The organism is Microterricola pindariensis (genome assembly GCF_002936985.1).
Classification (GTDB): Bacteria; Actinomycetota; Actinomycetes; order Actinomycetales; family Microbacteriaceae; genus Microterricola; species Microterricola pindariensis.
Genome location: NZ_MPZN01000017.1, coordinates 1 through 12,241, shown reverse-complemented (window position 1 = coordinate 12,241; position 12,241 = coordinate 1). Strand labels below are relative to the sequence as shown.

At 63.9% G+C, this 12,241-nt stretch carries 15 protein-coding genes; 7 read left to right on the top strand and 8 right to left on the bottom strand.

Going from position 1 to position 12,241, the window contains the following annotated elements:
• Window positions 1-218 precede the first annotated feature (218 nt).
• Window positions 219-785, bottom strand: coding sequence for a hypothetical protein (locus GY24_RS07030; protein WP_104474998.1), 567 nt, complete (start codon window positions 783-785; stop codon window positions 219-221).
• Between the two features lie 140 nt (window positions 786-925).
• On the opposite strand from GY24_RS07030, the gene GY24_RS07025 reads away from it, so the two are divergent.
• Window positions 926-1,420, top strand: a complete 495-nt coding sequence (locus GY24_RS07025) for a DUF1801 domain-containing protein (protein WP_233279243.1) — start codon at window positions 926-928, stop codon at window positions 1,418-1,420.
• 10 nt (window positions 1,421-1,430) lie between these two features.
• Here the strand turns inward: GY24_RS07025 and GY24_RS07020 are convergent, their stop codons facing one another.
• Entirely contained in the window at window positions 1,431-1,862 is a 432-nt protein-coding gene (locus GY24_RS07020; RefSeq protein ID WP_083364397.1) for a hypothetical protein, read from the bottom strand.
• Between the two features lie 105 nt (window positions 1,863-1,967).
• On the bottom strand, window positions 1,968-2,309 hold the full coding sequence (locus GY24_RS07015; RefSeq protein ID WP_104474996.1) for a YciI family protein: 342 nt from the start codon (window positions 2,307-2,309) through the stop codon (window positions 1,968-1,970).
• 329 nt (window positions 2,310-2,638) lie between these two features.
• Here GY24_RS07015 and GY24_RS07010 point away from each other — a divergent pair, with 329 nt between their 5' ends.
• Together GY24_RS07010 and GY24_RS07005 are read left to right on the top strand one after the other, a co-directional pair.
• Window positions 2,639-4,084, top strand: a complete 1,446-nt coding sequence (locus GY24_RS07010; RefSeq protein WP_233279242.1) for a glycosyltransferase family 2 protein — start codon at window positions 2,639-2,641, stop codon at window positions 4,082-4,084.
• The gene (locus GY24_RS07005; RefSeq protein WP_233279241.1) at window positions 4,081-4,296 is read left to right on the top strand and encodes a hypothetical protein; all 216 of its coding nucleotides are present in this window, start codon (window positions 4,081-4,083) and stop codon (window positions 4,294-4,296) included. Before GY24_RS07010 ends, GY24_RS07005 begins: the two co-directional genes overlap by 4 nt.
• Before the next feature lie 135 nt (window positions 4,297-4,431).
• Here the strand turns inward: GY24_RS07005 and GY24_RS07000 are convergent, their stop codons facing one another.
• Window positions 4,432-4,902 carry an alpha/beta hydrolase gene (locus tag GY24_RS07000; protein WP_133161135.1) on the bottom strand — a complete coding sequence of 157 codons (471 nt, stop codon included), beginning with the start codon at window positions 4,900-4,902 and terminating at the stop codon, window positions 4,432-4,434.
• Window positions 4,903-5,360: 458 nt separating this feature from the next.
• On the opposite strand from GY24_RS07000, the gene GY24_RS06995 reads away from it, so the two are divergent.
• From GY24_RS06995 to GY24_RS06980, 4 genes are all read left to right on the top strand, one after another.
• Entirely contained in the window at window positions 5,361-6,221 is an 861-nt protein-coding gene (locus GY24_RS06995) for a transketolase (protein WP_193953522.1), read from the top strand.
• Window positions 6,222-7,250 carry a transketolase family protein gene (locus GY24_RS06990; RefSeq protein ID WP_104474992.1) on the top strand — a complete coding sequence of 343 codons (1,029 nt, stop codon included), beginning with the start codon at window positions 6,222-6,224 and terminating at the stop codon, window positions 7,248-7,250.
• Window positions 7,243-8,502 (top strand): aminotransferase class III-fold pyridoxal phosphate-dependent enzyme, encoded by a 1,260-nt coding sequence (locus GY24_RS06985; protein WP_104474991.1) that lies wholly within the window; start codon window positions 7,243-7,245, stop codon window positions 8,500-8,502. Before GY24_RS06990 ends, GY24_RS06985 begins: the two co-directional genes overlap by 8 nt.
• Window positions 8,503-8,991: 489 nt before the next feature.
• On the top strand, window positions 8,992-9,603 hold the full coding sequence (locus tag GY24_RS06980; RefSeq protein ID WP_104474990.1) for a TetR/AcrR family transcriptional regulator: 612 nt from the start codon (window positions 8,992-8,994) through the stop codon (window positions 9,601-9,603).
• 10 nt (window positions 9,604-9,613) lie between these two features.
• On the opposite strand, the gene GY24_RS06975 is transcribed toward GY24_RS06980, so the two are convergent.
• From GY24_RS06975 to GY24_RS06960, 4 genes are all read right to left on the bottom strand, one after another.
• Window positions 9,614-10,381, bottom strand: coding sequence for an enoyl-CoA hydratase/isomerase family protein (locus tag GY24_RS06975; RefSeq protein WP_104474989.1), 768 nt, complete (start codon window positions 10,379-10,381; stop codon window positions 9,614-9,616).
• Entirely contained in the window at window positions 10,378-10,842 is a 465-nt protein-coding gene (locus tag GY24_RS06970; RefSeq protein ID WP_104474988.1) for a MaoC/PaaZ C-terminal domain-containing protein, read from the bottom strand. The genes GY24_RS06975 and GY24_RS06970 overlap by 4 nt, the downstream gene beginning before the upstream one ends.
• Complete coding sequence (gene fabG / locus GY24_RS06965) at window positions 10,839-11,612, bottom strand: 3-oxoacyl-ACP reductase FabG (protein ID WP_202972923.1); 774 nt, start codon at window positions 11,610-11,612, stop codon at window positions 10,839-10,841. Before fabG ends, GY24_RS06970 begins: the two co-directional genes overlap by 4 nt.
• Window positions 11,612-12,241, bottom strand: a 630-nt coding sequence (locus GY24_RS06960) for an acyl-CoA dehydrogenase family protein (RefSeq protein ID WP_267892605.1), incomplete at its 5' end; no start/stop codon positions are given. The genes GY24_RS06960 and fabG, both read right to left, overlap by 1 nt.

Below are 12,241 nucleotides of genomic sequence, written 5' to 3'. Positions count from 1 at the left end.
GAACAGCTAACTTGCCTAGAACCGTCGCCGGACAATATTCAGGATGAACTCTCGCCGTCCCGCCTGACTATATCTCGTGGGACCAACACGCCGGAGAAGAGCGTCTGCGGGAGAACAAGTCGGCTCCTATCTAGCAGCCGTGGAGGAAAATCACCCGAGGCATCTTCGGGTGATCGCGTCGCCCCGCCCGAACGTGTGCGTCTGGCGCCATGTCGAGGTCAGGCGGGGAGCTTCAGCAGCGCCTTCTTCGCCAGGCGGCGGACCAGCGAATTGGGGTGCTCGAGGTACGGTTCGATTCGATCGCGGATGCCGGCCGCTTTGACCGTGGCCAGGGCGTAGGGGAGCATTTGTCGGGCCATCCCGTATCGCGGGGTGCCGAGGAGCTCGATGAGCTGCTCCGCGATAGAGGAGTCGGCAGTCACCGAGAGTGCGCTGCCGATCAGCCAACCGGCGAAGGGGTCACGCGGCGCGTCTCGAATGAACTCGGCCACCAACGCCCTGTTCGCCGCGGGTCGTGCCCACGGGACGGAGAGCGCGCGCACGACGCTCATCTTCACTCGGGAGTTCTCGATCCGGGGCAGCCAGCCGAAGAGGACGGGGATGGCATCCACAGAGCGCGTTCCCGATTCCCGCAGTGCGTCGACGGAGTCGAACTCGAAGCCCGCAGCGCGGAGGTCCGCCAGGATGGGCGCTTCGTCCACGGAGAAGCTGTCCTTCTCCGGGTCGATCCGGTCTGGCCTCCGCTCGAAGTCAGCGTCCGACAGCCATCCGTCGGATCTCTCCATGTCGTGCGCCTCCGAGCACTGTCGCCTGTCGATACCGGCAATGATCCTCGCCGACGGCGGGGATGCCAAGGCCCGCCGGCGGCGCAACCAGACTCGGAGCTTCGGCTGCCCGCACGCGCCGGTGAGCGTAAAGTGCTGGCATGAGCGAGCAGGGAGATCAGCAACCGCGCAGTCCAGCATCCGGCCCCGGTGCTCAGCCACAGGCCGACGGCTCCTGGACGCTGCCGGAGGCGATGACCGGCAGGGCCAGCCCGGCGAAGGCCGCGGTCGGCGACAAACCGGTCTTCGCCTACATTGCCAGCCTGCCGCAGCCGCAGCGCGGCATCGCCGAGGCGATTGATGCGCTGGCGGCCCAGACGCTGCCGGGGCTCCAACGCTCCGTGAAGTGGGGCATGTCGTACTACGGCGTCGGCGACGGCTGGTGCTTCTGCGTTGGCGGCTTCGCCGGCCACGTCAAGCTCATGTTCGTGAACGGCACGGCGCTCGACCCGGTGCCCCCGGTTACACCGGTGGGCATGGGCAAGTCGACGCGAGGCGTGGAGCTCGCCTCGGCGGCCGACATCGACGAGCGCCAGACCGCGGAGTGGATGAGGCAAGTCACGTCCGTGCCGGGCGTCGGGGGCAAGAAGCGCTGAGCCGGGCCCGTTACGCGAGCAGCGCGGCGATCAATACCGCGGCGATCAGCGGGGCGGCGAAGATGGCGGCGTAGATCAGGCTCAGCCACGGCTGGTACGCCACATACATGCCGTGCCAGGTCATGCTCCACGGGTGCCGGATGAGCACCCACCCGATCACGTCGACGACGATGGCGACCACCGCCCAGGTCACGGCCATGACCCAGGCGTGAGCCCAGACGTCATCCGGCCGCACGATCGCGAAGTAGGCCAGCGCAGCGGGCGGGAACAAGAGGATGTTGTAGAGCGGATGCCACGGCAGCGTGGCCCGGTACGACGAGATGTCGTACACCGAGGTGACGGTGACGCCCTCATCGGTCATCCCGAGGGCCTTCCAATTGAAGACGGTGTGCCCGATTCCGACGGTTGTGACGACGATGTATGCGACCCAAAACCACAGCATGGACTGGGCTAAATCTACGGTGACCATCAGCCGACCATATCGGCGCCCCCGCGTTTGGGCGATTCGCGCATCGGCCCAGCCGCGCCCGGGGCGCGGGAGGGCCCGTCAGCTGGCGGGGTCGTAGAGGAAGGCGCGCACCTCCTGCGCGCATCGGCAGGACGCCGCGAACTTCGCGGCCCACTCGAGGGCCGCCTCACGGGAGGGCAGCTCCAGCACCGAGAAGCCGCCGTCGAGCTGCGCGGTCTGAGGGTAGGTGCCCGCAGCCACCGTGCCGTCCCCATCCACGAGGACCGGCGGAGCGCTCTCGTCGATCGCACCGCCGAACACCCAGACGCCGGCAGCCTTCGCCTCCTCGGCCACGGCGTGCGTCGCATCCGAGACCGCTTGCAGCTCTGCGTCGGGAAAGTCCATGGCACCGCTCGGGAACGAGATCAGGTATTTCGTCATCGCGTCGTCTCCTTCGTCGCGTTCGTGAGAACTCATCCATCGTCAGCGACACACCGACGGCGCACAAGGGGGCCGCGCGGAAGGGCCGAGCGATGCGGATGACTCGGGCCCAGGGAACGGAGCGGCGCGCCCCTGCCGGTGGGGTGTACTCAGAGTCAACTTGGGACTGTGAGCGGCGCGGCGGGGCGGCTAGGCTGCACAGTGGGAGCGCCACATGGATCCCGTCGCAGGGGAGCAAGACAAATTTCTCGATCAGGTGCACGCAGCGAATCGCCGACTCCGGCGAGGTGCTCACCGAGCGGTGCGACGGGCCGTGGAGGGCCCCAAACGTGAAGAACTGGAACTTCAGCCGGTGGGCCGGCCTCAGCATCGCCGCTCTGGTCACAGTGGCCGCGGGCCTGTTGTGGTTCGCCGTGGCGGCCAGAGTGGAGGGCGGCGAGGGCGCCACAAGCTCTTCGGGCCTGCTCCTGGGACTGTGGAGCGTGCTCTACAACACGCAGGCGCCCAGCCAGAGTGCCATGTTCGCCGCCATCGCGTTGGCCCTGCTGCTGGCCGCGGGAATCGCGATCATCGAGCGGCGCATCGCCACCCGCTACCGGCGCTCCTCCGACGGCACGTCGACTCCGCTGGCGCCCAAGATCATCATGGCTGCCACCCGGGGCGTCTTCGCCGGCCCCATCACCATCACCGTCTTGATCCCCGCGCACAACGAGGAGGCGTCGCTCCCGGACACGCTGGACTCGTTGTTCTCACAGTCGCCGCCCCCTGACCGGGTGATCGTGGTGGCCGACAATTGCACCGACGGCACGGAGCGCGTCGCCGCCGCCCGCGGCGTCGAGGTCTTCCGGTCCGTCGGCAACGCGCACAAGAAGGCCGGCGCCCTGAACCAGGCCCTGGCGGTGCTCCTGCCCGATCAAGGCGACAACGATGTCGTGATGATCATGGATGCCGACACGCAGCTCGACGGCGGCTTCCTGGCCGCTGCGGCGTCGCGATTCGCGAGCGACCGCGCGCTGATGGCCGTCGGCGGCCTGTTCTACGGGGAGCCGGGCCATGGACTGATCGGACAGTTCCAACGGAACGAGTACATCCGGTACTCGCGGGAGCTGAAGCGCCGGCGCGGCCGGGTCTTCGTGCTGACGGGCACCGCCTCGCTGTTCCGAGCCGTCGGGTTGCGGGCCGTGGCATCCGGCCGAGGGACCTCGCTGCCCGGCATCCGCGGCGACGTGTACGACACCGCGGCCCTGACGGAAGACAACGAGCTGACGATCGCGTTGAAGTCGCTCGGCGGGTTGATCACCTCGCCGTCGGAGTGCACCGTGGTCACCGAGCTGATGCCGACGTGGCGCACCCTGTGGAACCAGCGGCTGCGGTGGCAGCGTGGCGCTCTGGAGAACCTCGGGGCCTACGGCGTCAAGCCGCAAACGGTGCGGTACTGGGCCCAGCAACTGGGCATCGGCTACGGCGTCATCGCGCTGTTCGGCTACCTGTCGCTCCTTCTCGTCATGGCGCTGTCGCTGGACACCTGGGTGTGGTTCCCGTTCTGGCTGGGGATCGGCGCGGTGTTCACGCTCGAGCGCGTCGTCACTGTGTGGAAGGGCGGATGGCGCGCCCGGCTGTTGGCCGTGCTGCTGATCCCCGAGCTGTGCTTCGACATGTTCTTGAACTGTGTCTACGTGAAGGGCATTCTCGACAGCGCGATCGGGCGCCGGGCGACGTGGACACACCTTCAACATGAGGCAAGAGCCGAAGAAGAGGAAGAGGTCGCTCGGTGAGGTCTGCCCTTCCCACGGGAGTGCTGCTCCCGGAATCCGTGCTCCAGAGCGAGTGGTTCGCCGTGTGGGCGACATTCGTGGCCATCAACACGCTGATGTACGCGGCGCTCTCGATCGCCAAGATCCTTCCGAAGATCTACCCATCCGATTGGGTCCACAAGCGGAACCGCCGCGCCGAGACCCGCGGCATCTACCCCGACCCCGGGAGCTAGTCGCGGCCGAGAAATCCTCGAGCGGATCGCCGAAGTGCGGCGCGCAGGATGGGGAGTTCGCCTCTAAGCCTGCACGGGGTGCGACGGAATCCACCGGGCAGGCTGGGGTAGCGTGCCCGTCACCCTGGCGGGGCATCAGCTCGAGACGGGCTGGGGTGTGAAGCAGTTCTGAATCGAGTGCCCGAACCATCGGTTGCGGTATCGGGTCGCTTCCATGCTGACGCGCGCTTTGGGCACGAGGTCGTCAACGCCATGGAAGCAGCCCTCGAAGACGGTGAACTCAACGGGAGCTCTGGCGGCGTGGAGCTTGTCGACGTAGTCGATCGTCTCGTCCCAGAATGGCTCGATGCTGCCGACGAAGGCGAACGCGGGAGCGAGCCCGGCGAAATCGGTCGTGCACCGATCGTGGATCATCGGACAGAACGGCAACTCGAAGGCCACAGGGATCTCGCCCTTGTCTCGCGCATAGAGCGTGAGCGCCGCCGTGAGGCCGCGTGCCTCGCTCGCGCCGGCCACCGCGAGCTGGTCCGGCCTGATACCCAACCGGGCTGCGTTGTCCCGCATCCATACGAGCGTCAGGTAGCAGTCGTCGAGAACGGCCAGCACGACGCCTGACTGGTCAGAGTGTAGTCGGGGCGCATCGCCCACTAGGTCGCTCGCCGATGGGCCACCGCACAATTCTGGCGCGGATGCCCTGAAGATGTCCGAGAGTGGCGAACGTGAGGAGGGTCTCGCTCTAGTCGCGACTACTGCCCATCGAAGCCCTTCGGTGAGCGCCACTTCTCCCGCGTCCGCGTTGAGGGCTCCGAATCGGGAACTTTGGTACTTGTCGTTTGGCGACTAGTTGACGCCACGCCCACCGGCAAATGCAATGCTGCAGTCAAATTGTTGCAGTGCCCACCAGCCGTGCATTCGGCAGATGGAGCAGTCGCCAGACCTCGCGGTGGTTCTGCCTGTTGGCTGCTGGCCCACCCGCGGGGAAGTCATGGCTGTCTTTTGGTTGACGTCGACGCAGTCCTTATCTATATTGATCAAGCAATATAAAAAACGGTCGAGGGAGACAGATGAACGACACGGTCCTAGCAGGCAGGCGAGCGACGATGTCGGTCGCGGAGCTGCGGGAGAAGGCGCGGTTCATTCGAACCGAGACTTTGCGCTTGACCAAGATTGCTGGCGCAGGGCACTACTCCTCAGTCTTCTCCTGTGCCGAACTGATGGCGGCGCTCTACTACGACGAGTTGAGAATCGACCCCACTCGGCCGAAGCATCTCGCACGGGACCGCTTCGTTATGGGGAAGGGGCACGCGGCGATCGGTCTGTACCCGGTCTTGGCCGACCTCGGCTATTTCGCCCCAAGTGAGCTCGATACCTTCACCCGCTTGGGTAGTCCATTCGGTGATCACCCGGATATGAAGAAGATTCCGGGCATCGACTTTAGCTCCGGCTCACTGGGGCATGCGCTCTCTGTCGGAGTCGGAATTGCATTGGGTGGACGCCTCAATGGCTTCGACTATCGCACCTGGGCACTCCTCGGCGACGGCGAGTTGGCGGAGGGCCAGATCTGGGAGGCCGCCATGTCGGCGAGCCATTACGGCTTGGGCAAGCTTGTCGCGGTGGTCGACAACAACCAGCTAAGCATTGACGGCTTTACCCAGGACATCATGAGTACCGGGCCGATTGATGAGCGCTTTGCCGCGTTCGGCTGGCAGGTCCACAGGGTAGACGGGCACGATCTGAACGCCGTGCTCAAGGCGTTCCGCAGCCTCGACGAGGCCGACCCCTCGAAACCTCAGTGCATTCTCGCTGACACGGTCAAAGGCAAGGGTGTTGCCCGTATGGAGCTGAGCACCGATTGGCACGTAGGGAACCTCGTTGGGGAAGACTATGACGCCGTCATGAACGAATTGATGGAGGGCGTGATCTAGATGTCGGCGGACTGGCAGGACCAATCGGAGGTATTCAATGGAACCGCGAACGTCGGGTTGAAGGACAGACGGTCCTTCGACGGCACGGACACACGCTCCATTCCGGCTTTCGTCTTTGGGGAGGAGCTCGCTGATATCGCCAACGAAGATCCCCGGGTCGTGGTGCTCACTGCTGACCTTGCACGCTCCAACCGAGCCAATGACTTTGCGGCCGTTCACCCGGAACGCTTCTTCAATCTCGGCATTGCCGAGAAGAACATGATCACCGTTGCCGCTGGACTGGCGAGCACAGGCTTTGTCCCATTCGCCGCCACATTCGCTTCGTTCGCGGCCCTCATCGGATGCGAGCAGCTGCGGACCGATTGTGCGTACCCGCAGCTCCCAGTGCGCGTCGTTGGGCACCACTCCGGGATGTCGCTGGGTTTTTACGGAACGAGCCATCACAGCCTCGAAGACATAGGCATCACCCGCAGCATCGCCGACCTCACGGTTGTCTGCGTCACTGACGCCAACCATCTGCGGGCGGTGCTTCGCGCCAGCATGGACTACCCCGGTGCAATGTATCTGCGGCTGGGGAGGGGACGCGACCCAGAGGTGTACAGCGAGGTTCCAGAGATTGAGATTGGTAAGGCTATTTCGCTGAAGGATGGTGCCGACCTGACGATCATCGCGACGGGGTCGACGGTGCATCCTTCGCTCGCCGCAGCTCGGGAACTCGAGGCGCAAGGAATCAACGTGCGGGTGATCGATATGTTCACGGTGTCCCCGCTCGATGAAGGGGTCGTTCTGGATGCCGCCGCCACGACGGGAGGCATCCTCACCGTCGAGGAAGGCAATATCACGAACGGTCTGGGTTCGGGGGTCGCCGACGTGCTCCTCGAGAACCTTGTGCTACCAACCCGATTCCGGAAACACGGTGTCCCGGACGAGCACGTGCCTGTTGGCCCGCCCGCCGGACTTTACGCCCACTACCGCTTGGATACCGCCGGCATCGTGTCGGTTGTGAAGGAGATGCTCAACGATGACTAAGCGCAACGAGAACACCACCGACGCGTCTCTGCGCTCCCGTGCAGAAAAGGTCTTGCCTGGCGGCGTCTACGGCCACATGAACATGAAGAAGCTGCCCAGCGGCTATCCACAGTTCATGGAGACCGGCGACGGCGCACGAATCACGGACGTCGACGGCAATGAGTACATCGACTTCATGTGCGGCTGGGGGCCGATCGTCCTCGGCCGCCAATTCGAGAAGGTCGACGAGTCTGCCAGGGCGGTATTCGCGAAGGGTGATATTTTCAACGGACCGGGTGTGGAGATGGTCGAGCTGGCCGAGCTCATGTGCGAGACGATCCCGCACGCGGATTGGGCGCTCTTCGGTAAGAACGGGACCGACGCAACGACCGCGTGTGTCACGACCGCCCGCGCCGCCACAGGTCGCAACACGATCCTGATCGCGGTCGACGCCTACCACGGCGCAATTCCATGGTGCACTCCGCGATTGAGCGGAGTCACCCCGGAGGACCGTGCACATCAGGTCCGTTTCGTCTTCAATGACGTCGAGTCGCTGAAAGCCGCTGTCGCCGAGGCCGGCGATGATTTCGCCGCAATCATCATCGCGCCAGTGCACCAGCCGCTCGGACTCACTCAGGAGTATGCGACAGCTGAGTTTGCCCAGGCTGCACGTCAACTGTGCGACGATAACGGCGCGCTCCTGATCCTGGATGAAGTTCGCGTCGGATTCCGCATTGACCTCAAGGGCTCGTGGGATCAGTTCGGCGTTCAGCCGGATCTCGCGGCGTGGTCGAAGGCTATTGCCAACGGATACCCGTTGTCAGCTGTCACCGGTACTGAGCGGCTACGTGAGTCAGCAACGAGCATCTATGTCACCGGCTCGTTCTGGTACTCGGCGAGCTCCATGGCAGCGGCAATCGCGACCATCACCCAGCTTCGGGACACTGATGCTCTCGAGCAAATGCGTCGCGTTGGCACACTGCTCTGCGCGGGCCTCAGCGCGCAGGCGGCTAAGCATGGCATCGACGCGCAGGTTTCAGGACCGGTGCAGATGCCCCTCCTGCTCTTCGGGGGACCGGGCGGTGTGAAGCTTGGCGAACTATTTGCTCAGTTCTGCATCGACAACGGGGTCTATCTGCATCCGACGCACAACTGGTTCGTTTCTGCGGCGCACTCCGAGAGCGATATCGAGAAATCGCTGACCGTGACCGATGCGGCGTTTGCCTCACTAAACGCCGCGATTGAGCGCCAGGATGCCATGGCCGCCGTCTGAGATCGAGCGCGAGGGACAAGCATTCGACGTGGTTCGCACCCCTCGGTCGCGGCAGTACGGCATCCTTGGGCATTAGTGAGGACGTCGTCGGGAGCCCGAGGTGGTTCCAGCGGGGGAGAGTCGCGGAGTGGAGTGCAAGATTAGTCACCGCTGATTGAGACGTCCGGAGACGTCCTCCTCCATTGGGAACTGGCGAAGGAGTCATGTCCAGAGGGCGACGTCAGGGGCTTCGATGGGGAAACTCCACGGATAAGCTAGCCCCAATCGTCGGCACCTCTTGAAACACCCGCGATGCTATCGCCAGTTGTAGTCGCCGGGTGGAATTGTTGCCCGAACTGCTGCGTATCCGCGTGCCAGCGAAGATAGAGAACGTGTTGCTCGCTTCTGCCTTCGTATCAGGGTCTCGCAGCCGGGCACGAAGGCGGAGATGGATCGCGGCAGACGCTAGACCGTGAACAAGTCCGACCAACTAGACCTGAGGAGCGCGACGTGCCCAAAGTCGTCGACCACGACCAACGCCGCCGAGAAATCATCGAAGCGGTGTGGGCTGTCATAGTTCGCAAAGGCCTCGTTAACGCAACCATGCGCGAGATCGCGCGTGAGGCTGGTTACTCGAGCGGGGTCCTAGTGCACTACTTCTCCGACAAAGACGATCTGCTCGTGCAAGCGATGAGGGCCGCCCACCGCGAGGTGCACCTCATGCTTGAGACTGCACTGAGTGCCTCCGAGCTGAGAAGCACCGAGCTGAGAGGGCTCGATGCGCTGCGTGAATACATGCTCGCCTGCCTACCACTCGATGCGCAGCGGCAGACGCTGGCGGCTGTCGAGGTGGCATTCTGGGGTGAAGCCATCGGCAATGAGCGCTTGCTCGGGGTGAACGACCAGGAGACCGAGGCATTCAACGATCGCGTGCGCACACGTCTGGTCGAGGCTCAGAGTGCGGGTACACTCGCCTCCGGTGTCTCGATTGACGCAGCGGTGCGGCGGCTGCGCGTGCTGATGGACGGACTGAGCGTGCAGTCAGTCGTGTACCGGGGAGCTCCCACGGCAGCTCAGCAGGTGGAGATGCTTGATGAGCTGCTTGGCGACCTGCGAGCGTGAGGATTCTCGTCTATCGGCCGGTGAAGGCAGCTTGCCTTTTGTCGAAGAAGGCCGCCCTGCCCTCTGTGAAGTCTTCAGAGAAATAGAGCCGTGACTGCGTGATCCGTTCGGTTTCGAGCGTCGGCGCGAGGGCATTGACGCCGTCCGAGAAGGCCGATTTAATGCTGCCCACTGACAGCGGTGCGCGAAGCGCGAGGTCGCGCGCGATATCGGAGGCCAGGGCGACCGCGCTACCAGGCGGCGCGAGACGGTCGACAAGTCCCATGTCGTAGGCGCGCTGCGCAGTGACGGGATCGCCAACCAGCAGGAGTGCTTTTGCACGGCCCGGCCCGACCCGTGAGGCCAAGCCATGGATGAGCCCACCGTCCGGAAAGAGCCCGAGCCTGCTGAAAGGAAAGAGCAACCGGGCCTGCTCATCAGCCACGATCACATCGCAAGCGGTGGCCACGCCCAGAGCGATTCCCGCGGTTGTTCCCTCGAGGGCGCATACCATCGGCAGCGTCGATTTCGCCATCGTCGTGATCAGGGCGGCGTAGCGGCGGAGCCGATCGGCAGCGGCGATTGTGTCGGCGGGAGGCATCGCCCGAAGATCCCCGCCGGAGGAGAAGTTGCCACCGGACCCGAGAATGAGAACCGCCCGAACAAGGTCAGACGCCTCTGCCTCTCGAATCTCTTTCGCCAGGGCGTCGGCGATCTCGGGCGTGAGCGGGTTTCTCTTTGCCGGCTCCGAGAACGTCAGGGTGAGAAGCCCCGAAGCATGCTCAACGAGCAGGCTCATGCTGCAGCTCGCACGAGTGTGAGCGTTTGCGCCAGACACAGTACATCGCCGGTCTCCGCGTCCATCAACTCATGCTGAAGGCCATAGAGAGTGCCAGCCGTTTTGTCTGTGCGTTCCATCAGGGTGATGCGGTCGATGCACTGTATGCCGCTGCCAGCCGCGGCGAGAAAACGTACGCGGTTGAGCCCGTAGTTGATGACGGTGCCCTGAGATGCGAAGTCGACGACATCGCGCGTGAATTCGGGGAGGAGAGCCAGAATGAGGTACCCGTGCGCGATCGTGCCAGCGTAGGGCCCCGAACTCGCGCGCTCGGCATCGACATGAATCCACTGTCTGTCGCCAGTGATCTCTGCGAAATCGTCGATGCGCCCCTGTGTCAATGGAATGGGACGGGACAGCCCCAATGTCGTCCCGGGGGCCATCGTTGGCATGAGGCGCGCTATCTCCAAGGTGGTTTTCATCGGGCTCCGCCATTCACGTAGAGAGTCTGGCCCGAGATGTATGCGGCGTCGTCCGAGCTCAGGAACGCGACGGAGGCCGCTACGTCGGCCGGCGTTCCCACCCGGCCGAGGGGAGTGCGATTGGCAACTTCATCCTGATATTCAGAAGGGTCTTTGCCGACTCGCAGCGCGGTGGCATCAGTCATCTCGGTGGCGACGAATCCAGGAGCGACAGCATTGACATTGATGTTGTACCGGCCGAGCTCGATGGCGAGAGTCGCGGTGAAGCCTTGCACGCCGGCCTTGGCCGCCGCATAGTTGGCCTGGCCTCGGTTGCCGAGCGCCGAGCGGCTACTCAGATTCACGATTTTGCCGCTCCGCTGGCCGACCATGTACGACTGCGCAACCTGGCTGCAGACAAACATGCTGGTGAGATTCGTATTGATCACCGAGTCCCAACTCGACCTTTCCATACGGAAGAACAGCTCGTCGCGCGTGATTCCGGCATTGTTCACCAGGATATGCAGGCCTCCGGCGTCTCGCGCGAAAGCTGCAGCCGCGCTGGCGACAGCATCGTCATTGGTGACGTCGCAGCTGTAAGCCAGAACTCGACCTGCCGCTGCAATGACCTCCGGGTCTAACGATAGGTCGGCCGCGCTTTGAACGGCACGATCGCGGTTGAGGTCGAAAATGCCCACGACTGCGCCCTCGCGCGCCAGTCGCAACGATGTGGCCCGGCCAATGCCCTGGGCGCCGCCGGTAACGACGGCAGCCTTTCCTGTGAAACGCATCAGCCCTGGAGCCTTTCCTTGTGCTTCTTACTGGCCGAGAATGCCGAAACGCCTGTCAGTTCGCGGCCCACCAGGAGCGACTGTATGAATTCGGTGCCCTCGTAGGTGTGAACTATCTCCATGTCGGTCAAATGCCTAGCGACGTGGCGTTCAAGCAGGAGACCGTTGCCGGCGAGGATGTCCCGCGACGACTGGCAGACCCAACGGGACTTCTTGGCGGTGTGGAGCTTCAAGAGCGAGGACATCGGACCTGTGAGTTGGCCGGCGTCGGCCAGCTGAGCGCTGCGCACACACATCGTGTACATGGCAGTGACCTCGGCGAGCATATTGGCGAGTAAGTTCTGCACCAGCTGGTAGCTACCGATCGTGCTGCCAAACTGCGATCTTTCCAATGAGTAGGCTTGGGCGATTTCGAAGGCAGCCACCGCATGCCCGAGCGCCTCCCACGACGCGCTGCTGCGGGTGGCGTTCAGCACGGCTACGGCATCCTTGAAGTCGTGCGAACGTTCCAAAAGATTTGTTTTCGGAATGCGCAGCTCATTGATTCGGATATCTGCCTGCAGGATGGCACGTTTGCCAATTTTGCCCGTGATCACGGTCGGCGAATAGCCACGGGGATACGGATCGCC